Origin of the sequence: Microbacterium sp. H37-C3 (assembly GCF_027157935.1) — a bacterium.
GTDB classification, from domain to species: domain Bacteria; phylum Actinomycetota; class Actinomycetes; order Actinomycetales; family Microbacteriaceae; genus Microbacterium; species Microbacterium plantarum.
In genome coordinates, this window is record NZ_JAPVLR010000001.1 from 295,357 (window position 1) to 318,094 (window position 22,738).

Consider the following 22,738-nt stretch of genomic DNA (forward strand, 5'->3'; position numbering starts at 1 on the left):
GTTCCCAACCGAGGAACAACACTAACACGTCACCGGCGGGGCGAAGAATCGTCGGCACGCCGGGCGTGGCGCGCCGACGACGTCACGATCTCACGCGTGATCGCAGGACCGCGATGCGCGCCTGGAGCTGGGCCACGGTCGCATGCGACACAGCCGGTCCGCCGCACACGCGACGAAGCTCGGCGTGGATCTGGCCGTGCGGCTCACCGCTCTGGCGGGCGTACAGGCCGACGAGGCTGTTCAGGAGCTGTCGCTGCTCCTTCAGCGACCGGTGCAACGGCTCGGGCAGTGTCGACTCGGCGCTGGGGGCATCCCCGCCGGATGCGGCACCCGCTGCGCTCTCGCGTGCCTCGCGGCTGTGCCGGTGCTTGGTCTGCCGCGACTGGCGCTGCATGAGCAGCTCGTGCACGTGCTCGGGCTCGAGAAGTCCGGGGATGCCCAGGAACTCCTCCTCCTCGGGCGTGCCGGGCACCGCGAGCTGGCCGAACTCGGCGCCGTCGAAGAGGACGCGGTCGAAGTGGGCGACGGAGCCGAGCGCCTGGTAGCTGAACTCCTGGGTGAGCTCATCGGAGGCCTTGTCCTCGCTCTCCGCCTCGGCGAGGAGGGTGTCTTCGAGGCCGTCGTCGTCGCCTGCCTCTCGGTCGAGCGCGTGGTCGCGCTGACGCTCCATCTCGGCGGCGAGGTTGAGCAGGACGGGCACGTTCGGGAGGAAGACGCTCGCCGTCTCGCCGCGACGACGAGCCCGGACGAAACGCCCGATCGCCTGCGCGAAGAACAGCGGGGTCGAGGAGGACGTGGCGTAGACGCCCACCGCGAGCCGCGGAACGTCGACGCCCTCGGACACCATGCGCACCGCGACCATCCACCGGGTGGTCGACTGCGCGAAGATCTCGATGTTGCCCGACGCGGACTTGTCGTCCGACAGCACGACGGTTGGAGCCTCGCCGGTGATCTGATGCAGGATCTCCGCATACGCCCGCGCCGCCGTCTGGTCCGTCGCGATGACGAGGCCGCCGGCGTCGGGCACGTCCTGGCGCACCTCGCTCAGGCGCCGGTCTGCAGACCTCAGCACGGCGGGGATCCAGTCGCCCTCGGGGTTCAGCGCGGTGCGCCACGCCTGCGAGGTGATGTCCTTCGTGTTGTCCTGGCCGAGGTGGGCCTCGAACTCGTCGCCGGTCTTCGTCCGCCACTTCATGTGGCCGGCGTAGACGAGGAACAGCACAGGGCGCACGACACCGTCGGCGAGGGCGCGTCCGTAGCCGTAGTTGAAGTCCGTCTTGGAGAGGCGGATGCCCTTCTCGTTCGGGTGATACTCCACGAACGGGATCGGAGCGGTGTCGCTTCGGAACGGTGTTCCCGAGAGAAGCAGACGTCGCGTCGCCCTGCCGTAGGCCTCGCGCAGCGCATCGCCCCAGCTCAGCGCGTCGCCGCCGTGATGGACCTCGTCGAGGATGACCAGCGTGCGGGCATCCATCGTCAGCCGCTGGTGGACGGATGCCTTCACCGCGACCTGCGCGTAGGTCACCGCGACGCCGTGGTACTGCCGCGACGGCATCCCGTGGCGGTTGCTGAAACGCGGATCGAGACGGATGCCGACTCGGCCGGCGGCATCCGCCCACTGCGTCTTGAGGTGCTCGGTGGGGGCGACCACGATGATGCGATCGACGACGTCACGGCGCAGCAGCTCCGACGCCAGGCGGAGAGCGAACGTCGTCTTACCGGCGCCGGGGGTCGCAGCGGCGAGGAAGTCGCGCGGTCCGCGTCCGACACCCTCCGGGCCGTCGGCGCCGAAGTACTGGTCCAGCGCCTCTGCCTGCCACGCACGCAGGCGCTGAGCGGTACCCCACGGCGCACGCTGCGGGAACGAGGGTGACAGGTGCTCGGCGGCGAAGCTTCCGAAATGCTCCTGGGGGTCCTCTGTCACGATGGACCACCTTAAACGACCCCACCCACACGATCGCCCGGCACGAGATAGCGTGGCAGGTACGGAGCTTCGAGGAGGGTCATGAGAAACAACGAGCCATCCGAGGACGCGCGGCGCACACCCTATGTGCCGAACGAGACCGCTCACCCGTGGCGTCGCATGGTCGCGATCGGCGACTCGTTCACCGAGGGAATCGGCGACCCCGAGCCCGGCAGCCCCGGCGGGCACCGCGGCTGGGCCGACCGCGTGGCCGAGGTGCTCAGCTCACAGGTGCCCGACTTCGCGTACGCGAATCTCGCCGTCCGGGGCAAGCTCATCGGCCAGATCGTGGCGGATCAGATCGAGCCCGCACTCGCGCTCAAGCCCGACCTGGTCACCTTCTCGGCGGGCGGCAACGACGTCATCCGACCGGGGTCCGACCCCGACGCCGTTGCGCAGCAGTTCGAAGATGCCGTCGTACGCCTGTCGTCGACGGGCGCGACGCTCGTGCTCTTCACCGGCATCGACACCAACTTCACCCCGGTCTTCCGCGGCATCCGCGGCCGGGTGGCGATCTACAACGAGAACATCCGGGCGATCGCCGACCGCTACGACGCGATCGTCGCCGATCAGTGGGCGCTGAAAGAGGTGCAGGACATGCGCTTCTTCGACGACGACCGGCTGCACTACAACTCGCTCGGCCACCACGAGGTTGCGCGCATGGTGCTGCGGGCGCTCAACGTGCCCAACGACCTGCAACCGATGCAGCCCGACACGACACCGGTGCTGACCTGGCGGGCGGCCCGCGCGAACGACCTCGTCTGGGCTCGCGAGTACCTCATGCCGTGGGTGCTGCGCCGGCTCCGGCATCAGTCCTCGGGCGACCACATCACCGCCAAGCGGCCCGAGCCGCTGCCCGTCCTGCGGCGCGCCGACGACCACGACTGATCAGCGCAGGGCCCAGAGCGACACCGCGGCGGCCGCGGCGACGTTGAGGGAGTCCACTCCGCCGGCCATCGGGATGGTGACGACGGTGTCGGCGACCGCGAGGGCGCGCCGGCTGAGCCCGTCGCCCTCGGTCCCCATGAGCAGTGCCACCCGATCGGGCCGCGCTGCGGCGAACTCATCGAGCGGGACGGCGCCGTCCGCGAGGGCGAGGGCGGCGAGGTGGAGACCGGCCTCGTGGAGCAGCGGCGCCGCCTCCGGCCAGGCCGGCAGACGCGTCCACGGCACCTGGAAGACCGTGCCCATGCTGACGCGGACGCTGCGGCGGTAGAGGGGGTCGGCGCAGCGCTCGCTCACGAGCACCGCATCGGCCCCCAGACCGGCGGCGGCTCGGAAGGCGGCGCCGACGTTCGTGTGGTCGACGATGTCCTCGAGCACCAGCACGAGCCGGGCGTCCGCGACGATCTCACTGACCGGTGCTGTGACGGGCCGGTGCATGGCGGCGAGGGCTCCGCGGTGCACGGCGTAACCGGTCACCTGCTCGGCGACCTCGTCCGAGACGACGAAGACCGGCGCGTCGCCTGCGAGGTCGGCCACATCCGGAAGCCATTTCTCTTGCACGAGGAACGAGCGCGCGCGGTGTCCTGCTGCGTGAGCGCGAGAGATGACCTTCGCCGACTCGGCGATGTAGAGGCCGCCTGCGGGCTCGAGCACCCGGCGCAGCGCGACATCGGTCAGGTCGCGGTAGTCCGAGAGGCGGGGGTCGGTGGCGTCGTCGATGCGGATCACGGGCACTGTCTCAGCCTGTCACGTCGCCCGGGCGATGCGCTGACGCTCGTAGAGTGGGACTGTGACGAACCCCGACCTCGAGACGCCCGCGGGCGACGAGATCGGCAACGCCCTGCAGGTACTCGCGGGCCGTCGCATCGCGGTGCTCACCGGAGCCGGCGTGTCGACCGACTCGGGCATCCCGGACTACCGCGGCGCCGGAGCGCCGGTGCGCACGCCCATGACGGCGCAGCAGTTCCTCGCGAGCGCTGACGCGCGTCGGCGGTACTGGGTCGGCAGCCATCTCGGCTGGCAGGCTTTCGCGGCGGCGCGACCGAACGACGGGCATGCGGCGCTCGCGGATCTCGAGCGCTCCGGCGTCGTCACGGGCGTCATCACGCAGAACGTCGACGGTCTGCATCTGCGGGCCGGAAGCAGCCGGGTGGTCGAGCTGCACGGAACGATGCGACGCGTGTTCTGCCTGCACTGCGGTCAGGTCTTCGACCGACGCGATCTCGCCGAGCGCGTGGAACGGGACAATCCGTGGATCACGGTCCCCGAGAACGTCGAGCTGGGCCCCGACGGCGACGTCCTGCCCGCGACGAGCGACGGCTTCATTGTGCCCACGTGCACGGTCTGCGGCGGCATGCTGAAACCGGATGTCGTCTTCTTCGGCGAGTTCGTGCCGCGTGAGAAGTTCGCGGAGGCCGAGCAGCTGGTGCGCACGAGCGACGCGCTCATCGTCGCCGGGTCGTCGCTGGTGGTCAACTCCGGCGTGCGGCTCGTCGAGCGCGCACGCCGCCGCAAGCTCCCGGTGGTCATCATCAACCGAGGCGCGACGCGCTCCGACCCGAAGGCAACCGTCAAGATCGAGGACGGCACGAGTCATGTCCTCCGTGTCTTCGCCGACGCGCTGCCGTCCCGGCGGTGAGGTCGAGGTCGGACGACCGCCAGCGTAGGGTCGAGAGGTGACCATCCTGACCCTCGTGCGCCATGGTGAGACCGACTGGAATCGTGAACGGCGGATCCAGGGCTCCACCGACATCCCCCTCAACGACACCGGACGTGAGCAGGCTCGCGCTGTCGCCGCCGCCCTGCGGGAGTCGCTCGACGGGGATGCGGTCGTCGCCTCGAGCGATCTCTCGCGCGCAGCCGAGACGGCTCGGATCATCGCAGACGGGCTGGGGGCCGCTGCGCCGCGCACCTATCCGGAGCTGCGGGAGCGCGGCTACGGGGATGCCGAGGGCGTCGGAGTCGAGGAGTTCCACGCTCGCTGGGGCGAATGGGCCGTGGCCGACGTACCGAACGCGGAGCCGTGGCCGGTGGTCCGCGAGCGGGCGCTGCGCGGGCTCGAGCGGGCCGTCCGCGACGCGCGTGCCACCACGGCACCGATCGCGGTGCCGCTGATCGTCGTCGCGCACGGCGCCCTCATCCGTGAGGTCATCCGGCATGCGACCGCAGAGGAGTTCCCGTTGCAGGGAGTCCGCCTCGCCAACGGATCGGCGCACACCTTCGTCATGGAGCGCGAGCGTCTGCGCCTCATCGACTCCCCCGCGCTCGCGACGATCTGACCCTGCCGCCGCCCCGTCGCTCGCCGCGAGAGGCGATGCTCCGAGGTGGGGCTCCGAGCGGTGTATCGTCCAAGCATCATGACCATGCACGACCGCGTCGACCTCGCGTTGCTCGAAGCTCTCGCCGATGACCCCCGCGCGACGGTGGTCGCGCTCGCCGAGCGCCTGCGCATGTCACGCAACACGGTCCAGGCGAGGATGGCACGGCTGGAGCAGTCGGGTGTCTTCCTCTCGTACGAGCGGTCGATCTCGATGCGTGCTCTCGGCTTCCCGATCGAGGCGCTCATCAGCGTCGTGCTCCGTCAGCCCGACCTGCCCCGTATCGCGCAGGAGCTCGCAACCGTCCCCGAGGTGCTGCAGGCTCAGGGGCTGAGCGGTCAGGTCGACCTGATGGTCCGCGTGGTCGCGCGCGACACGCAGCACCTGTTCGCCGTCGACGCGCGCATCCTCGCCATCGATGGGGTCGAACGCACGGAGACCTCGCTCATCATGGACGACGTGATTCCGCACCGCGTCAAGCCGCTGCTCGCTGAGGGGCGCGCGGGCTGACGGCTGCCGGTGCGCGTTCGGCGTCGAGCCGCACGAGGACCACACCGACGAGGATGAGCGCCCCGCCGACGAACTGGACCGGCGCGGGCGCCTCGGCCAGGAGCAGCCACGCGAAGCCGAGTGCGAACAGAACCTCCGACAGACCGATGAACGATGCCAGACGCGACCCCGTGCGCGGAACCGCGGAGACTCCCAGGGCGTAGGCGGTCCCGGTCGCGGCGCCCACCCAAAGCAGGACGACGATGGGCGGCAGCTGCATCCCGACCACGTCTGCGAGCACGGTGCTCGTCGCGAACGGCAGGAAGCCCGTGAGAAGGAGGGTGCCGATGATCGCGCTCGCGACGACCATGCCTCCGGCGGCCAGGACGAGGGGCGGTAGCGTGTCGCCGGTGCGCTCGGCCATGACGAAGTACACGCACGTGCAGAGGGCGGCACCGAGGGCGAGGAGCGTGCCCCAGAAGTCGAAACGGGCTCCGGCGATGTCGACGACCAGCACCAGCCCCGCCATGGCGACGACGGAACCGGCGATCACCGTCGGTGACGGTCGGCGGCGGGTGGTCAGCCACACCCAGATCACCAGGAGGACGGGCGCCAGATACTGGATGAGGAGGGCGACGGCGACGGGCATCCGCTGCATCGCGGAGAAGTAGAACAGCTGGCAGCCGACGACGGGCATCGCGCCGAACGCGATCAACGCGAGGCCGTGCCGGCGCAAGAAGTGCCGTTCCCGGGCGATCGCCCGAATCAGGAACGGCGACAGCACGAGGGCTGCGACCCCGATCCGGATGAACAGCGCGGCGCCGAGCGACCAGCCGTTCTCGAGCAGCGGCTTCACGAGCGGACCGCTCGACGAGAACGCCAGCGCGGAGGCGATGGCCATGGCCATGCCCGCGGTTCGCCTGCCCGGGACCCCGGTGGGCGCGGTCTCCGGTGCGCCTGCGATGATGGGCAGGGGCGCGGTGGGGTTCGTCATCGGCAGCCTCGATGGTCAGGGGTGAAAGTTATCTACACTCGTGACAGTAACGCTCGCGATCGTCAGGAGTCAACGTGGTCTTCATCCATGACACGGAATTGTCGTTGCGCGCGACGGCTGCGCTGGTCAACACGCTCCCGCTCACGAGCGCGGACGCCGCCGACACGCTCATCGACGGGGACGATCTGGATGCTTTCCTCATCGAGTTCGCCTTCACCGGCGCGATCGTGCGCGACGACGCCGAGCTGCAGGCGATGCGCGGCATCCGGCCGCGCCTCCGCGAGCTCTGGGAGCTCGACCGGGACTCCGCCGTGCCCCACGTCAACGCGATGCTGCGCGACGGTCGCGCGCAGCCCCAGCTGGTCATCCACGACGGATACGACTGGCACATCCATGCGACTCCCGATGACGCGCCTCTGGCCACGCGCGTGCTCGTGGAGGCCGGCATGGCTTTCGTCGACGTCATCCGCGCCGACGCGTACGACCGCGTGCGGATCTGCGCCGCCGACGACTGTGCGGCGGTCTACGTCGACTTCTCGAAGAACGGCTCGAAACGCTACTGCGACACCGGCAACTGCGGCAATCGCATGAACGTCAACGCGTATCGTCGCCGGAAAGCGCGAGAAATCGCTTGATCGCGGCGGCGGCCTCGCGCGGCTTCTCATAGTGGATGAGGTGTCCCACCCCGTCGATCTCGACCAGCTCGGCCTCGGTGAACAGCTCGCGCAGCCGGCGCTCGGCCTCGATCGGGGTGATGTCGTCCTGAACGGCGGCGATGAGCAACGTCGGCTGCGGGATGCGCGGAGCGAACGCGCGGACGTCGTTCGAGACGGACGTCACGAACGCGTCGCGGAGCACGTCGCGATCGGCGAAGCTCGAGAAGTAGGTGTCGTGCTGCTCGTGGACGAACCGGCGCAGGGTCCGGTCTCGCGTCTTGACCATCGCGAGGCTCATCACCCGGACGATGAGCCGGTTGCGCAGCAGTGCTTCGCCCACCCGCCGCGGGAGGCGCGCCCCGACGTCGTAGTACCAGACGGCGAGGCGCGTGAAGACCCCGCGCGGTCCCTCGAGCGCGGGCGCCCCGATGGGGTTGATGAGGATCAGCCGAGGGGTAGGAAGCCCGCCCGCCACCGCGGCGGCGGAGACGATCGAGCCGAATGAGTGGCCGACGACCACCGCGCCGGGAGCGACCACGGCCGCGAATGCGGTGAGCCAGTCGGCGTATGTCTCGAGGTCGTGTTCGCGTCCCGGTATCGCGGGGGTCTCGCCGAAACCCGGCAGGTCGGGCATGATGACGCGCACGTCGCCGAGGTGAGCGACGACGGGCTCGAGACCGTGGTGCTCTCCCCGGAACCCGTGTACCGCCACCAGCGTCTGGGGTGCATCGTCGCGCCCGTAGACCCAGTACGCGGTCGTTCCGCCGAGGATGTCGGCCTCGAGGCGGCGCACCGGGATGCGCGCGAGCAGGGAGTCGTACGGAGAGACGGTCGGCATCCGTCGAGTCTACGGAGGCGGCGCGTCGGATCCGGCATGTCCGACCCGAGCCCTAGCCTCGATTGCGTGGAGCCGGATCGCCCTCTCGTCGTCGCAACGCCCGAACTCGACCTGTGGCCCTGCTCGGCACCCGAATGGTGCCAGGTGGTCGGGGTCTTCGATCTGGAGACAACGGGCGTCGACGTCACCGTGGATCGCATCGTGACGGCGCACGTCGGCGTCCTCGACGCCGACGGAACGCCGGTGCGGGCCGACAGCTGGCTGGCCGACCCGGGAATCGACATCCCCGATGGTGCGGCGGCGATCCACGGCATCACGACTGAGCATGCCCGTCGGCACGGACGGCCCGCGGCCGACGTGGTCGCGGAAGTCGTCGCCGCCCTGCGGGGCCTGTTCGACGCCGGCATCCCGGTGGTGGCGTACAACGCGCCGTTCGATTTCTCGATGCTCAAGTACGAAGCGCTCCGGCACAGGATCGATCCGATCCACTCGCCCTCCCCCGTCATCGATCCGCTCGTCATCGACAAGCGGTACGACCGCTACCGCCGCGGGAAGCGCACCCTCTCGGTCGTCGCCGAGCACTACGCCGTCACGCTCACCGGGGCGCACGAGGCATCCGCAGATGCGATCGCAGCGGGGCGCGTCGCGCAGATTCTCGCCGAGCGGTTCGCCGATGGGATGCCGTCGACCGCCGCCGAGCTTCACACCCGCCAGGTCGGCTGGGCGCGGGCCCAGGCGGAGAGTCTCACCGAGTACTTCGTGAGCATCGGACGGATCGACGCCGACGTCGACGGGTCGTGGCCCATCCGCTGATCGGTCGGCGTCCGGAGGCCCGCCGGGCGGAAGGCTGACGACGGAGCGAGGGCGGCCCCGACCTGCGAGGCCACCCTCGCGGCGGTGCGACGATCCTCAGACCGCGGTCAGCTCCGACGAGCGCTCACGGGTGCGGATCGCGCGGTTGACGCACGATACGACGGCCTTCAGGCTCGCGGTCGAGATGTCGCCGTCTATGCCGACGCCCCAGAGGCGCTGGTCATCGACCTGCAGCTCGACGTAGGCCGCCGCCTGAGCGTCGCCACCCGAGCTCAGCGTGTGCTCGACGTAGTCGTAGAGCGAGATGTCGAAGCCGCGGTCGCGCAGCACCGCGAGGAACGCCGCGATCGGGCCGTTGCCGACACCGGACACATCGTCGTGCTCGTCACCGTCGCGCAGTGTGACGTCGAGCCGGACGTCACCCGACATGTCGCTCTGCGTGCGGGTGCCGAGCAGCTCGAACCGGCCCCACTTGTCGTCGTCGGCCGGTGCGGGCAGGTACTCGTCGGTGAAGATCGACCAGATCTGCTCGCTCGTGACCTCGCCGCCCTCGGCATCCGTCTTCTCCTGCACGACTCCCGAGAACTCGATCTGCAGCTTGCGCGGCAGATCCAGGGCGTGGTCGGTCTTCAGCAGGTAGGCGACGCCGCCCTTGCCCGACTGCGAGTTGACCCGGATCACGGCTTCGTACGAACGACCGAGGTCCTTGGGGTCGACGGGCAGGTAGGGCACCGCCCACTCGATCTCGTCGATCGAGACGCCGTCGGCAGCCGCACGTGCGGACATCGCCTCGAAGCCCTTCTTGATGGCGTCCTGGTGCGAGCCGCTGAACGCGGTGAACACGAGGTCTCCGGCCCACGGGCTCCGCTCGGGCACGGGCAGCTGGTTGCAGTACTCGACCGTGCGCTTGATGCCGTCGACGTCGCTGAAGTCGATCTGCGGGTCGATGCCCTGCGTGAACAGGTTGATGCCGAGCGCGACGAGGTCGACGTTGCCGGTGCGCTCCCCGTTTCCGAACAGGCAGCCCTCGATGCGGTCGGCGCCGGCCATGTAGCCGAGCTCCGCGGCAGCGATCGCGGTGCCACGGTCGTTGTGGGGATGCAGCGACAGCACGACGTTCTCGCGATGCGCGAGGTGACGGCTCATCCACTCGATCGAGTCGGCGTACACGTTCGGCGTGGCCATCTCGACGGTTGCCGGCAGGTTGATGATGACCTTGCGGTCGGGCGTCGGCTCGAAGATCTCGATGACCTGGTTGCAGACGTCGACGGCGAACTCGAGCTCGGTGCCGGTGTAGCTTTCGGGCGAGTACTCGTAGTAGACGGCCGTCTCGGGGATGGTCTGCTCGTACTGGCGGCACAGGCGCGCGCCCTCGAGTGCGATGTCGATGATGCCCTGGCGGTCGGTGCGGAAGACCACCTCACGCTGCAGGATGCTCGTCGAGTTGTACAGGTGGACGATCGCCTGCTTCGCGCCGGCGATCGCTTCGTACGTGCGCTTGATGAGGTGCTCGCGAGCCTGCGTCAGCACCTGGATCGTCACGTCGTCGGGGATCAAGCCGTCCTCGATCAGCTGGCGCACGAAGTCGAAGTCGGTCTGGCTCGCGCTCGGGAACCCGACCTCGATCTCCTTGTACCCCATCTTCACGAGCAGCTCGAACATCACGCGCTTGCGCTCGGGACTCATCGGATCGATGAGCGCCTGGTTGCCGTCCCGCAGATCGACGGCGCACCAGCGGGGCGCCGTCTCGATGCGCTTCGCGGGCCAGGTGCGGTCGGGCAGATCGACGCGGATCTGCTCGTGGAACGGCCGATACTTGTGGATCGGCATGCCCGAAGGCTTCTGGTTGTTCTCCATGGTCGTCTCGCTCTTCCTCATCGGGTGTGACGGGCCAACGCGAAGCTCCGCGACGAGAGAGGCCCTAGAACGAGGACTCGTCGCGGCGACTAAGGAGAAGCAGTCGGCCGAAGCGCATGCGCCCAGGCTACACCCCGCTCGCCGCCGGGACGCACACGGGCGTGCCTCACCTGAGACGAAGGCGTCGTGCGCGACACTGTGGGGATATGAGAACTGCGCGCGCGGGCTCGTCCGCCCTCCTGATGTGTGCGATCGCCCTGACGGCGGGCTGCGCCTCGACGCCCGCGGCCGGCCCGACTTCGCTCGACCCGGCGCCCCCGAGCGGTGAGGTCGTCGCGCAGGGGACGGTCCTCGACGACGGCTCCGGTGCCGAGCTCTGTCTCGGCGCTGTTGCGGAGTCGGCGCCGCCCCAGTGCGACGGCATCCCTGTGAAGGATTGGGACTGGTCCTCGCTTTCCGATGCGACCACGATGTCGGGCTCGACGTGGGGTACCTATGCCGTCCAGGGACGGTACGACGGCTCTGCCCTGACGGTCACCGCGCCCGCCGTCCCGCTGGCGCTCTACGACCCGATGCCGATCCCCGACCCGACGGGCGGCTTGGCCGGCACGGCGGACGACGCGACGCTGCGAGACGTCGAACAACGGGTGCACGACACCCTCGGCGACACCGTGCTCGCCTCCGGTGCGTACGACGGCCGACTCTGGGTCACGGTCGTCTGGGACGACGGAACGCTTCAGGATGCCGCCGACGCCGAGTTCGGCGCGGATGTCGTCGTCGTCCAGTCGGCGATGCGCGAGGTCGGCTAGAACCCGAGGCGTCCCAGCTGCTTGGGGTCGCGCTGCCATTCTTTCGCGACCCGGACCCGCAGCGAGAGGAACACCCGGGTCCCGAGAAGAGGCTCGATCTGTGCGCGGGCACGAGCACCGACATCGGCGAGCCGTGAGCCCTTGCGGCCGATGATGATGGCCTTCTGGCTGTCGCGCTCGACGACGATGTTGGCGTACACGTCCGTGAGGTCGGAGCCCTCACGGGGCGCGACATCCTCCACCGTGACGGCGATCGAGTGGGGCAGTTCGTCGCGCACGCCCTCGAGGGCCGCTTCTCGGATGATCTCGGCGATCCGGTCCTCGGTCGACTCGTCCGTCACCACATCGTCGGGGTACAGCGCCGGCCCTTCGGGCATCAGCGCGAGCAGCTCGTCGGCCAGCACGTCGAGCTGGTCCTCGGTGACGGCGGACAACGGGATCACAGCTGCCCAGTCCTCGCGAAGGCTGTCGACCTCCATGAGGCGCTCCATGATCTCATCGCGGGTCGCCAGGTCGGTCTTGGTCACGATGGCGACCTTCTTCGCGCGGGTGTAGCCGTCGAGCGACGCGGCGATGCGGCGGTCACCGGGCCCGACCTTGTCCACGGCGGGCACGAGGAAGCCGATGACGTCGACGTCACCCAGCACCTGCTCGACGAGGTCGTTCAGGCGCTGGCCGAGCAGGGTGCGCGGCTTGTGGATGCCGGGCGTGTCGACGATGACCAGCTGTCCGCCGGGCCGATTCAGGATGCCGCGGATCGCGCGCCGCGTCGTCTGCGGCTTGTCGCTCGTGATCGCGACCTTCTCCCCCACCAGGGCGTTCGTCAGCGTGGACTTCCCGACGTTGGGGCGTCCGACGAAGGTCACGAACCCCGATCGGCTCTCTGCTGCGGTCATCTGCTGTCTTCTCCTCTTCGTGCCACGCGGACCTCTCCGGTCCGCGGGTGCGTCGTGTCGTCCGTCTCGTCGGCGGGGGCGCGTTCGACGAAGACGGTCGCGAGTCCCCGCCCGCGGCCACGCGAGACGCCGCCGGTGATCGTGATCCCGTCGACGGTCACGGTCGCCCCCGGCATCGGGACCCGGCCGAGCGTCTTGCCGAGCAGCCCGCCGATGGAGTCGACGTCGTCATCGTCCAGCTCGATGCCGAAAAGTTCGCCGACCTCGTCGAGGCCGAGCCGGGCACTCACGCGGTAACGGCCGGGTTCGAGCTCGACGACCTCCGCCGCGCCGCGGTCGTACTCGTCGGCGATCTCACCGACGAGCTCCTCGATGAGGTCCTCGAGGGTGATCAGGCCGGCGACCCCGCCGTACTCGTCGACGACGAGGCACACGTGGACGGCATCCCGTTTCATCTGCTGCAGCAGCGATTCGGCGCGCATCGACTCGGGGACGAACACGGCGGGCCGCGCCACGCGGCCCACGGGTACGTCGCGCCATCCCTTCGCCTCGCCGTAGGAGAACTGCACGAGGTCCTTGAGGTAGACGACGCCGACGATGTCGTCGCGCTCGTCGTCCGTGACCGGCACCCGCGACACGCCGCGCTCGAGGAACAGCGCGAGCGCTTCGTGCGTCGTGGCCGTCTGCGGCACCGTGACCATGTCGGTCCGGGGCACCATCACCGCACGGACGAGCGTGTCGGTGAAATCGAAGACCGAATGGATGAGGTCGCGATCGTCGGCTTCGATGAGGTCCTGCGAAACCGCCTCGTCGACCATGCTCAGGAGCTGCTCTTCGGAGGCGAAGGAGGTGCCGCGCGAGACGCCCGGCGTGACGCGATTGCCCACGATCACCAGGAGGTGGGCGAGAGGTCCCAGCACGATGCGGGCACCGCGCACGATCGGAGCGCACGCGATAAGCAGGCCACGGGCGTGCTGACGCCCGACCGATCGCGGGCTCGCGCCGACCAGAACGAAGGACACCGCCGTCATGAGCAGGGCGGCGACGAGGATCGCCCACCACAGATTCTCGAGCGCGAGAGTCAGCGCCGCCGTGACGAACACCGCAGCCGTCGACTCCGCGAGGATGCGGATGAAGACGACGGCGTTCGCGTGGGCCGTCGTGTCATCGGCGATGCGGCGGAGCGCCTGCTGGCGCCGGCTGGACTCCGCCCAGTCGGCGAGGTCAGCGCGCGATGTGACACCGAGGGCGGCATCGAGAGCGGCCATCAGACCCCCGAGCGCGACGAGGAACACCGCGCCGAGGACGAGGAGGAAGACGGTCACGCGCGGCGGCGCTCGCTTGCGTGGAAAGCCGAGATCAACTCGCGCTGGAGGCCGAACATCTCGCGCTCCTCCTCCGGCTCGGCGTGATCGAACCCGAGCAGGTGCAGCAGCCCGTGCGTCGTGAGGAGGATGAGCTCGTCGAGCGTCGTGTGGCGCGCGGCCTGCGCCTGCGCCTCGGCCACCTGCGGGCACAGCACGATATCGCCGAGAAGTCCCGGCGGGGTCGGGGCGTCCTCGGTGCCCGGGCGGAGCTCGTCCATCGGGAAGCTGAGCACGTCGGTGGGGCCGGGCTCGTCCATCCACTGCACGTGGAGAGACTCCATGGCGCCCTCGTCGACGAGGAGGATGGCGAGGTCGGCGTCCGGGCTCACGTTCAGCTGCGCGAGGTTGTGCTCGGTCAGGCGCAACAGCACGGTCTCGTCGACGGACACGCCGGATTCGTTGGTGATCTCGATGGTCATGAACGTCCTCGTTTCGGGAGTCGGTCGCGCGGACCGACGGGCCGTGTCGCGGTGCGCCGCTCGGCCCGGTTGGCGAACTCGCTGGCCTCGTCGCGCTCACGACGCGCGGCCAGCCGCTGCTCGTCGTACTCGCTGTACGCGTCGACGATCCGGCCGACGAGAGTGTGCCGCACGACGTCCTCGCTGGTGAGGGTGGCGAAATGAATGTCGTCGATGCTCTTCAGAACGCGTGTCACGGTGCGCAGGCCGGACGTCCCCTGGGGAAGGTCGACCTGTGTGATGTCGCCGGTGACGACCATGCGCGTGCCGAACCCGAGACGCGTGAGGAACATCTTCATCTGCTCGGGCGTGGTGTTCTGCGCTTCGTCGAGCACGACGAACGAATCGTTCAGGGTGCGTCCGCGCATGTACGCCAGCGGCGCGACCTCGATCGTGCCGGTGGCCATGAGCTTGGGGACGAGCTCGGGGTCGAGCATCTCGTTGAGAGCGTCGTACAGCGGCCGGAGGTACGGGTCGATCTTGTCGGTGAGGGTGCCGGGCAGGAAGCCGAGGCGCTCTCCCGCTTCCACGGCGGGGCGCGTCAGGATGATGCGATTGACTTCCTTGCGCTGCAAGGCCTGCACCGCCTTCGCCATCGCGAGGTAGGTCTTGCCGGTTCCCGCGGGGCCGATGCCGAAGACGATCGTGTTCTCGTCGATCGCGTCGACGTAGGCCTTCTGCCCCAGCGTCTTCGGCCGGATCACCTTGCCGCGCGAGGAGAGGATCGCCTCCCCCAGCACCTCGGACGGGCGCGGGCCTTCATCGCCCTTTCGCCGCTGCAGGATGCGACTGGACGTCGACACGTCGCTCGGATCGAGGCCTTGCCCGGCCCGTGCCATGGCGATCAGCTCGTCGACGAGCGACTTCGCGGCGGCGACGTCTTCGTTCGAGCCCGTCAGGGTGATTTCGTTGCCGCGGACGAGGACGTCGACGTCGGGGTGCTCCCGCTCGATGACGCGCAGGAGGCGGTCTTGGGGCCCGAGCAGCTGGACCATGGCGACACCGTCGGCGAGGATCGTCGCGACGGCGGGTTCGGAAGCATCAGCCACCGAGGCTCCCTTCGGAGAGGCCACCGGCGAGGACGTGCGCGTGAACGTGGAACACGGTCTGTCCTGCGCCGGGGCCGGTGTTGAAGATCAAACGGAAGTCGCCGTCGGAATGCTCGGCAGCGACGGAGTTCGCGAGCCCGACGAGCTCGCTGAGGAGGGCGGGGTCGCCCGCGGCGAGCTCGACCACGGTGCGGTAGCGCTCGGTCTTGGGGATCACGAGGAGGTGAACCGGAGCCTGCGGCGCGATGTCGCGGATCGCGAACGCGTTCTCGGTCTCGGCGATGATCTCGGAGGGGATCTCGCCGCGGAGGATGCGCGTGAAGACAGACGGTTCGCTCATGCGTTCAGTCTATCGACGGGGTGCGGTGGCGGGACGGGCGGCGTCACCAGCGACCGAGGGCGACGTTGACGACGCCGAGCGCAGCGGGGCCGGCCGTCGACGTCCGCAGGACCGTGTTCCCCAGACGCACCGCGACCGCGCCGGCCGCGACGAGCGCGTCCAGCTCCTCGGCTGCGATCCCGCCCTCGGGACCGACCACGAGCGACACGTCGCCCTCGCCCAATTCGACCTCGCTCAGTCGCCGCGTCGCCGTCGGCTCGAGCACCAGCACTCGCTCGGAGCCGCATCGCGCCGCGAGCTCCGTCGTCGACACGGGCGCGTCGACGGCGGGCAGCCACGCGCGATGCGCCTGCTTCGCCGCTTCGCGCGCGATGGTTGCCCACCGCTGCACACCGCGCTCGACCTTCGGTCCGCTCCACCGCGAGACGCTTCGCGCAGCCTGCCAGGGCACGATCGCATCGACGCCGAGCTCGGTGCAGGCCTGCACCGCGAGCTCGTCGCGATCGCCCTTCGCGAGCGCCTGGATCAGCGTCACGCGCCGTGCGGGCGCGGGATGCTCGACTCGCGAGAGCGCCTCGATGCGGACGAGCTTCGGATCGGCTGCGGTGACGGTGCCCTCGAGCCACGCCCCCGCGCCGTCGCCCACCGTCACCGTCTCACCGACACGCACGCGACGGACGCCGGCCGCGTGATGAGCCTCGGCGCCGGTGAGGTCGACGAACTCGCCCGGCCGAGTGATGAGCGGCGGGTCGACGAGGAAGTGCAGGGCCATGCGCTCAGCTGTTCCGGAACCGATCGCGGAGCTTGGCGAAAAGGCCCTGGTGGAACTCCGCGAGCTGTGGCGCGGGCGACTTCGTGCGCTTCTTCAGCTCCTCGATGAGGGCCCGCTCCTTGGCATCCAGACGCGTCGGGGTGACGACGTGAACGCCGACACGCAGGTCGCCGCGCGTCGAGCCGCGAAGCGGCGTGATGCCGCGACCCTTGACGGTGAGGACGTCGCCGGACTGGACGCCCGGGCGCAGCTCGAGCTCGACCGGACCGTCGAGCGACTCGATCGTGGTGCTGGTGCCCAGGACGGCGTCGGGCATCGACACCTCGAGCGTGGCGAGCAGATCGTCGCCCTCGCGGCTGAACACGTCGTGCGGAGCGACCGTGACCTCGAGGTACAGATCGCCGTTGGGGCCGCCGGCGGGACCGACCTCGCCGGATCCGGGGAGCTGCAGGCGCAACCCGGTCTCGACGCCTGCGGGGATGTCGAGCGAGACGGTGCGGCGAGCCCGGACGCGTCCCTGCCCCTGGCAGGTCGTGCACGGGTACGGGATCGTCGTGCCGTAACCCTGGCAGACGTTGCAGGGCTGCGACGTCACGACGTTGCCCAGCAGGCTGCGGACGGTGCGCTGCACGTTGCCCGCGCCGTGGCAGACGTCGCAGGTGACCGGCTGCGTTCCCGGCTGGCAGCACGAGCCCTGGCAGGTGTCGCAGAGCACCGCGGTGTCGACCTCGATGTCGCGATGCACGCCGAAGACGACGTCGCCGAGCTCGAGGGTGACCCGGACGAGCGCATCCTGTCCGCGTTCGCGCCGGGAGCGCGGACGCCCGGCGCGACCGCCGCCTCCGGCGCCGCCGCCGAAGAAGGTCTCGAAGATGTCGCTGAATCCGCCGAAGCCCGCGGCGCCGCCGAAGCCGCCGGCGGAGTCGCCGCCCATGTCGTAGCGCTGACGCTGCTCCGGATCGCTGAGGACGTCGTAAGCATGCGTGACGAGCTTGAATCGCTCGGACGCATCCTCTCCCGGGTTGACGTCGGGGTGCAGTTCTCGTGCCAGGCGTCGGTACGCCTTCTTGATCTCGTCGGGCGACGCGTCGCGCGCAACGCCCAGGACCTCGTAGTGGTCAGCCACGGATCGCCTTTCCGCCCGTTCGGGCGTGGGTGGGGTGGGTCAGCGGGACTTCTCGTCTTCGTCGAGAAGCCGGCTGAGGTAGTGCGCGACGGCGCGGACCGTCGCGAGGTTCGTCGGGTAGTCCATGCGCGTCGGGCCCATGAGGCCGACGCGTGCATGCGAGCCCGGGACGTCGTAGTCGCTCGTGACGACCGAAGCTTCGGAGAGCCCGTACGCCTCGTTCTCGCGGCCGATTCGCGCTGCGACGCCGCGGTCGTCGGCGACCATCTCGCCCATGAGCCGAAGCAGCGTCACCTGCTCCTCGATGGCTTCGAGCAGCGGATAGATACTGCCGCGGAAATCCGCCTCTCGCCGCGCGAGCGTGGCGGTGCCGGCCATGACGAGGCGGTCCTGCCGGAACGTCTCGAGCTCTTCGACCAGGATGCGGGCGATCTCGCGCACCGCATCGCCGATCGGGTCGCCGACCGACTCGCTCTCCGCGAGCGCCGACACCGCGGTGACGGCGTCTCGCACGGCGACGCCGGTGACAGCGGCGCGCAGCGTCGCCTTGGCTACGGCGAATTGCGCTTCGTCGAGGAGCGTGCGTACCACGCCCACCCGCTGGGAGACACGGCCGGTGTCGGTGACGACGATGACGACGAGTCGTCCGCCGCCGAGGTCGACCAATTCGAGGTGCGAGACCTGCGCGCGCGCGAAGGACGGGTACTGCACCATTGCGACCTGGCCCGTCAGCTGGGTGAGCGCACGGACCGTCCGAACGAGCAGGTCGTCGAGGTCGGTGGGGCCGTCGAGGAAGGTCGTGATGGCCGAGCGCTGGGCGGCGCTCAGGGGGCGAAGGCCTGCCAGATGGTCGACGAAGACGCGGTAGCCCTTATCGGTCGGCACGCGTCCGGATGACGTGTGGGGCGCGGCGATGAGCTCCTCGTCCTCGAGGAGCGCCATGTCGTTGCGGATCGTGGCAGCCGAGACGCCGAAGGCGTGGCGCTCGACGATCGACTTGCTTCCCACGGGCTCGCGGGTGTCGACATAGTCCTGCACGATCGCCCGCAGCACCTGCAGTCCGCGCTCTGAGACCATGTCCGTCACCTCCTGTTTGGCACTCGATGTCTGCGAGTGCCAATTCTACCGCGTGGGCGAGGCGGGTCGCCGCCCGGGATCACTCGGTGAGCGCCCGTACGACCGCATCGGCCATGAGGCGTCCGCGGCGAGCCAGGACGACCCGACCGCGGACGGCGTCCGCGCCTTCGATGAGCCCGTCGGCGATGAGCGATGCGACGGCACGGCGCGAGTCGTTCGCGAGCTCATCGACGGCGAGCCCATCCACGATGCGCGATCGCAGCAGGACGGACTCGAGCCGTCGGGCCTCGGCATCCGGGCGCTCGCGGCCTGCGGCGGGAGACTCGCCCGCGGAGAGCCGCTGAGCATATGCCGCCGGGTGTTTCACGTTCCACCAGCGGAGGCCCGCGATGTGACTGTGCGCGCCCGGCCCGTAACCCCACCAGTCGGTTCCGCGCCAGTAGGCCAGGTTGTGACGCGAGCGCTGGTCGGTCGACCGTGCCCAGTTCGACACCTCGTACCAGGAGAAGCCGGCGGCGGCGAGACGCTCGTCGGCCAGCTCATACATGTCTGCCTGGAGGTCGTCGTCGGGAGCGGGTACCTCACCACGGCGGATCTGGCGCTCGAGGCGCGTGCCCTCCTCAATGATGAGCGCGTAGGCGGAGACGTGATCGGGCTCGAGCGCGACTGCGGTCTCGACGGAGCGCCGCCAATCGTCGAGGCTCTCCCCCGGCGCTCCGTAGATCAGGTCGACCGAGACGTCGAGTCCCGCCCCGCGCGCGGCAGCGACGGCGGTGGCGACGTTGGCGGGATCGTGCGTCCGGTCGAGGGCCGCCAGCACGTGCGGTACGGCCGACTGCATGCCGATCGACAGGCGCGTCACGCCCGCCGCCGCCAGCGCGTCGGCGACCCGAGGGTTCATCGTGTCGGGGTTCGCCTCGACGGTGACCTCCGCGCCGGCGGCGATGCCGAACGTGTCCCGCACTCCGCTCAGCATCCGAGCGAGGTCTCCGGCCGGAAGCAACGTGGGAGTGCCGCCGCCGAAGAACACCGTCTGCGCCGAACGCCGGGGGCCGCGCTCGTCCATCACATCGGCCGAGAGGGCGATCTCGCGCAGCACCTCGTCGGCGTAGGCATCTTGCCGCGCGCCACGTAGCTCTGTGGCGGTGTAGGTGTTGAAGTCGCAGTAGCCGCACCGCACCCGGCAGAACGGAACGTGCAGGTACACCCCGAACGGGACGTCGGGGTCGATGACGAGGTCGTCCGGCAGCGTCCCGCCGACCGGCACCGGATCACCGATCGGCAGTGCCGCGCCCATCAGGCCTCAGGCGTCGCGTACAGCGGCGAGATCGCGCGGAGGTATCCCTGAAACAGCATCCGGCGGCGGCGGCGGACGAGACTCTTGAGCATGCGGTAAGCCAATGCCGTCGGCCGATCGAACGCCCGCACGACGAACCAGACCTCATCGTTATCGCGCCACTCGAGGAGGAAGGACTCCTCGCCGCTCACGACGGAACCGCCGACGGTCCCGAGAGCGAACGCGACCCGGCGGGGCTCCTCGTCAACGAAGATCACGCGGAGCTCCGCATCCGCATTCAGCCCCGACACACGCCCGTGCACCTGAAGCGTGGTGCCGGCTCCGACGTAGGGGGTGCCGTCCGCCGCGAAGCGCTGCTCGTGCTCCATGCTGCTGGGCGCGACGGCGTTTCCCTGGTCGTCGAACGCGACGCCGGTGTACATCGGTCCCGATGCGGGCCGCACATCCGCGACTCGCAAACCCGCCCCACGGAGCGCTGCCCACGACATGAGGAGGTCGGCGGCGGTGTCGAAGCGAGCCTGCCCGCTCCCGATCCGCCAGGCGTCTTCGGCCGGGATGCTGTGTTCGGGCGGATACGCCATGAGGTCGTGCGCGCGTGTCGCGCCGACCGCCGCGTAGTCGACGGTCTCGTCCCGGAAGGTCCCGCGTCGCTGATGCATGGGTCTCCTCGTTGCTCCCCGTGGGGCTACTTCTTGTCCTTGCCTTCGACGTCGCCCGACAGCGCGGCGATGAACGCCTCCTGCGGCACCTCGACGCGGCCGACCATCTTCATGCGCTTCTTGCCCTCTTTCTGCTTCTCGAGGAGCTTGCGCTTACGCGTGATGTCACCGCCGTAGCACTTGGCGAGGACGTCCTTGCGAATCGCGCGGATGTTCTCGCGGGCGATGATGCGTGCGCCGATGGCGGCCTGAATCGGCACTTCGAACTGCTGGCGCGGGATGAGCTTGCGCAGGCGCTCGGTCATCATCGTGCCGTAGGCGTAGGCCTTCTCGCGGTGGACGATCGAGCTGAACGCGTCGACCTTCTCACCCTGCAGGAGGATGTCGACCTTCACCAGGTCGGCGGTCTGCGACCCGGCGGGCTCGTAGTCGAGGCTCGCGTATCCCTGCGTGCGCGACTTGAGGTGGTCGAAGAAGTCGAAGACGATCTCGCCGAGCGGCATGTTGTAGCGCAGCTCGACGCGATCCTCGCTCAGGTAGTCCATGCCGAGGAGGGTGCCGCGGCGCGACTGGCAGAGCTCCATGACCGTGCCCACGTAGTCCTTCGGGGCGAGAATGCCGACCTTCACGACCGGCTCGGACACCTCGGCGACACGCCCGTCGGGGTACTCGCTGGGGTTGGTCACCACGACGGTCTCGCCGGTGTCGGTCGCGACCTCGTAGGTCACCGACGGTGCCGTCGTGATGAGGTCGAGGCCGAACTCGCGCGACAGGCGCTCGGTGATGATCTCGAGGTGGAGCAGCCCGAGGAAGCCGCAGCGGAATCCGAATCCGAGCGCGACCGAGGTCTCCGGCTCGTACTGGAGCGACGCGTCCGACAGCTTGAGCTTGTCGAGAGCCTCGCGCAGGTCGCCGTAGTCGCTGCCGTCGATCGGGTAGATGCCGGAGAACACCATCGGCTTGGGGTCGGTGTATCCGGGCAGCGCCTCGGACGCCGGCTTGCGGTGGTTGGTGATCGTGTCGCCCACCTTGGACTGGCGGACGTCCTTCACACCCGTGATCAGGTAGCCGACCTCGCCGACGCCGAGTCCCTTCGTGGGGATCGGCTCGGGGCTCGACACGCCGATCTCGAGCAGCTCGTGCGTCGCGCGCGTCGACATCATCTGGATGCGCTCGCGCGGTTCGAGCTTGCCGTCGACCATGCGGACGTAGGTGACGACGCCGCGGTAGGCGTCGTAGACCGAGTCGAAGATCATCGCGCGCGCCGGCGCCTCGGGGTCGCCGACGGGGGCGGGAATGCGGTCGACGATGCGATCCAGCAGATCTTCGACCCCCATGCCGGTCTTGCCGCTGACACGGAGAACATCTTCCGGGTCTCCGCCGATGAGGTTCGCGAGCTCCGCGGCGTACTTCTCGGGGTCGGCCGCCGGGAGGTCGATCTTGTTGAGAACCGGGATGATCTGCAGGTCGTTCTCGAGTGCGAGGTAGAGGTTGGCGAGGGTCTGCGCCTCGATGCCCTGCGCGGCGTCGACGAGCAGGATGGCTCCTTCGCACGCGGCGAGAGAGCGGCTGACCTCGTACGTGAAGTCGACGTGACCGGGCGTGTCGATCATGTTCAGCGCGAACGTGCCGGAGTCCTTCGACCACGGCATCCGGACCGCCTGGCTCTTGATCGTGATGCCGCGCTCGCGCTCGATGTCCATGCGGTCGAGGTACTGGGCGCGCATGTCGCGGTCGGCGACGACACCGGTGATCTGCAGCATCCGGTCGGCCAGCGTCGACTTGCCGTGGTCGATGTGGGCGATGATGCAGAAGTTGCGGATGAGCTCGGGCGGCGTTGCGGCAGGCGCGAGCGGCTGGAGTGCGCGCGGAGACATGTCCCGGAGAGTCTACCCGGGGCCGCGCGACGGCACTGCCGCGAACCCTCGCGCGCGGGATGGTACGAGGCCGAAGGCTGGACACGCCAGCACTCAGCTGGGTGATAAACAATTAACCATTCCGCTACTTGCCGAACA

Annotated in this window: 23 protein-coding genes; 7 read left to right on the forward strand and 16 right to left on the reverse strand. The window is 69.5% G+C overall.

From position 1 onward, the window contains the following. Positions 1-82: 82 nt before the first annotated feature. Complete coding sequence (locus tag O1W71_RS01310) at positions 83-1,927, reverse strand: DEAD/DEAH box helicase (RefSeq protein WP_404568564.1); 1,845 nt, start codon at positions 1,925-1,927, stop codon at positions 83-85. 78 nt (positions 1,928-2,005) lie between these two features. On the opposite strand from O1W71_RS01310, the gene O1W71_RS01315 reads away from it, so the two are divergent. Continuing rightward, positions 2,006-2,851, forward strand: coding sequence for an SGNH/GDSL hydrolase family protein (locus O1W71_RS01315; RefSeq protein ID WP_269266212.1), 846 nt, complete (start codon positions 2,006-2,008; stop codon positions 2,849-2,851). On the opposite strand, the gene O1W71_RS01320 is transcribed toward O1W71_RS01315, so the two are convergent. Further along, entirely contained in the window at positions 2,852-3,643 is a 792-nt protein-coding gene (locus O1W71_RS01320; RefSeq protein ID WP_112614780.1) for a TrmH family RNA methyltransferase, read from the reverse strand. Positions 3,644-3,698: 55 nt separating this feature from the next. Between O1W71_RS01320 and O1W71_RS01325 the strand changes: the two genes are divergently transcribed. From O1W71_RS01325 to O1W71_RS01335, 3 genes are all read left to right on the forward strand, one after another. Beyond that, positions 3,699-4,547, forward strand: a complete 849-nt coding sequence (locus O1W71_RS01325) for a Sir2 family NAD-dependent protein deacetylase (RefSeq protein WP_269266213.1) — start codon at positions 3,699-3,701, stop codon at positions 4,545-4,547. Between the two features lie 37 nt (positions 4,548-4,584). Then, positions 4,585-5,187, forward strand: a complete 603-nt coding sequence (locus O1W71_RS01330; protein WP_114589498.1) for a histidine phosphatase family protein — start codon at positions 4,585-4,587, stop codon at positions 5,185-5,187. Positions 5,188-5,265: 78 nt separating this feature from the next. Further along, positions 5,266-5,736, forward strand: a complete 471-nt coding sequence (locus O1W71_RS01335; protein WP_114589497.1) for an Lrp/AsnC family transcriptional regulator — start codon at positions 5,266-5,268, stop codon at positions 5,734-5,736. On the opposite strand, the gene O1W71_RS01340 is transcribed toward O1W71_RS01335, so the two are convergent. Further along, positions 5,702-6,709 carry a DMT family transporter gene (locus O1W71_RS01340; protein WP_269266214.1) on the reverse strand — a complete coding sequence of 336 codons (1,008 nt, stop codon included), beginning with the start codon at positions 6,707-6,709 and terminating at the stop codon, positions 5,702-5,704. The two genes, O1W71_RS01335 and O1W71_RS01340, sit on opposite strands and share 35 nt — an antisense overlap. Positions 6,710-6,783: 74 nt before the next feature. Between O1W71_RS01340 and O1W71_RS01345 the strand changes: the two genes are divergently transcribed. Then, complete coding sequence (locus tag O1W71_RS01345) at positions 6,784-7,344, forward strand: CGNR zinc finger domain-containing protein (RefSeq protein ID WP_269266215.1); 561 nt, start codon at positions 6,784-6,786, stop codon at positions 7,342-7,344. On the opposite strand, the gene O1W71_RS01350 is transcribed toward O1W71_RS01345, so the two are convergent. Then, positions 7,304-8,203, reverse strand: coding sequence for an alpha/beta fold hydrolase (locus O1W71_RS01350; protein WP_269266216.1), 900 nt, complete (start codon positions 8,201-8,203; stop codon positions 7,304-7,306). The genes O1W71_RS01345 and O1W71_RS01350 overlap by 41 nt on opposite strands. A gap of 36 nt (positions 8,204-8,239) precedes the next feature. Between O1W71_RS01350 and O1W71_RS01355 the strand changes: the two genes are divergently transcribed. Continuing rightward, a complete protein-coding gene (locus tag O1W71_RS01355) occupies positions 8,240-9,016 on the forward strand; it encodes a 3'-5' exonuclease (RefSeq protein WP_269266217.1) in 777 nt (258 codons plus the stop codon). 96 nt (positions 9,017-9,112) lie between these two features. Here O1W71_RS01355 and leuA read toward each other — a convergent pair whose 3' ends face one another. Beyond that, the gene (leuA, locus tag O1W71_RS01360; protein ID WP_269266218.1) at positions 9,113-10,873 is read right to left on the reverse strand and encodes a 2-isopropylmalate synthase; all 1,761 of its coding nucleotides are present in this window, start codon (positions 10,871-10,873) and stop codon (positions 9,113-9,115) included. A 206-nt stretch (positions 10,874-11,079) separates the two neighbouring features. On the opposite strand from leuA, the gene O1W71_RS01365 reads away from it, so the two are divergent. Next, complete coding sequence (locus O1W71_RS01365; protein WP_269266219.1) at positions 11,080-11,682, forward strand: hypothetical protein; 603 nt, start codon at positions 11,080-11,082, stop codon at positions 11,680-11,682. Here O1W71_RS01365 and era read toward each other — a convergent pair. The 11 genes from era to lepA form a co-directional block, all read right to left on the reverse strand. Continuing rightward, the gene (gene era, locus O1W71_RS01370) at positions 11,679-12,578 is read right to left on the reverse strand and encodes a GTPase Era (protein WP_114589491.1); all 900 of its coding nucleotides are present in this window, start codon (positions 12,576-12,578) and stop codon (positions 11,679-11,681) included. The genes O1W71_RS01365 and era overlap by 4 nt on opposite strands. Then, positions 12,575-13,903, reverse strand: coding sequence for a hemolysin family protein (locus tag O1W71_RS01375; protein ID WP_112614756.1), 1,329 nt, complete (start codon positions 13,901-13,903; stop codon positions 12,575-12,577). The genes era and O1W71_RS01375 overlap by 4 nt, the downstream gene beginning before the upstream one ends. Then, positions 13,900-14,364, reverse strand: a complete 465-nt coding sequence (gene ybeY / locus O1W71_RS01380; RefSeq protein WP_023950734.1) for an rRNA maturation RNase YbeY — start codon at positions 14,362-14,364, stop codon at positions 13,900-13,902. The genes O1W71_RS01375 and ybeY overlap by 4 nt, the downstream gene beginning before the upstream one ends. Further along, positions 14,361-15,398, reverse strand: a complete 1,038-nt coding sequence (locus tag O1W71_RS01385) for a PhoH family protein (protein WP_269266762.1) — start codon at positions 15,396-15,398, stop codon at positions 14,361-14,363. Before O1W71_RS01385 ends, ybeY begins: the two co-directional genes overlap by 4 nt. A 46-nt stretch (positions 15,399-15,444) precedes the next feature. Next, positions 15,445-15,792 carry an HIT domain-containing protein gene (locus tag O1W71_RS01390; protein WP_112614754.1) on the reverse strand — a complete coding sequence of 116 codons (348 nt, stop codon included), beginning with the start codon at positions 15,790-15,792 and terminating at the stop codon, positions 15,445-15,447. Between the two features lie 43 nt (positions 15,793-15,835). Further along, a complete protein-coding gene (locus O1W71_RS01395) occupies positions 15,836-16,564 on the reverse strand; it encodes a 16S rRNA (uracil(1498)-N(3))-methyltransferase (RefSeq protein ID WP_269266220.1) in 729 nt (242 codons plus the stop codon). Between the two features lie 4 nt (positions 16,565-16,568). Next, the gene (gene dnaJ / locus O1W71_RS01400; RefSeq protein ID WP_112614750.1) at positions 16,569-17,690 is read right to left on the reverse strand and encodes a molecular chaperone DnaJ; all 1,122 of its coding nucleotides are present in this window, start codon (positions 17,688-17,690) and stop codon (positions 16,569-16,571) included. Positions 17,691-17,729: 39 nt separating this feature from the next. Further along, positions 17,730-18,767, reverse strand: coding sequence for a heat-inducible transcriptional repressor HrcA (hrcA, locus tag O1W71_RS01405; RefSeq protein ID WP_112614748.1), 1,038 nt, complete (start codon positions 18,765-18,767; stop codon positions 17,730-17,732). A 79-nt stretch (positions 18,768-18,846) separates the two neighbouring features. Next, positions 18,847-20,064 carry a radical SAM family heme chaperone HemW gene (gene hemW, locus O1W71_RS01410; RefSeq protein WP_269266221.1) on the reverse strand — a complete coding sequence of 406 codons (1,218 nt, stop codon included), beginning with the start codon at positions 20,062-20,064 and terminating at the stop codon, positions 18,847-18,849. Continuing rightward, positions 20,064-20,723, reverse strand: coding sequence for a DUF1990 family protein (locus tag O1W71_RS01415; protein ID WP_112614744.1), 660 nt, complete (start codon positions 20,721-20,723; stop codon positions 20,064-20,066). Before O1W71_RS01415 ends, hemW begins: the two co-directional genes overlap by 1 nt. 26 nt (positions 20,724-20,749) lie before the next feature. After that, positions 20,750-22,600 (reverse strand): translation elongation factor 4, encoded by a 1,851-nt coding sequence (gene lepA, locus O1W71_RS01420; protein WP_023950748.1) that lies wholly within the window; start codon positions 22,598-22,600, stop codon positions 20,750-20,752. Positions 22,601-22,738: the final 138 nt, after the last annotated feature.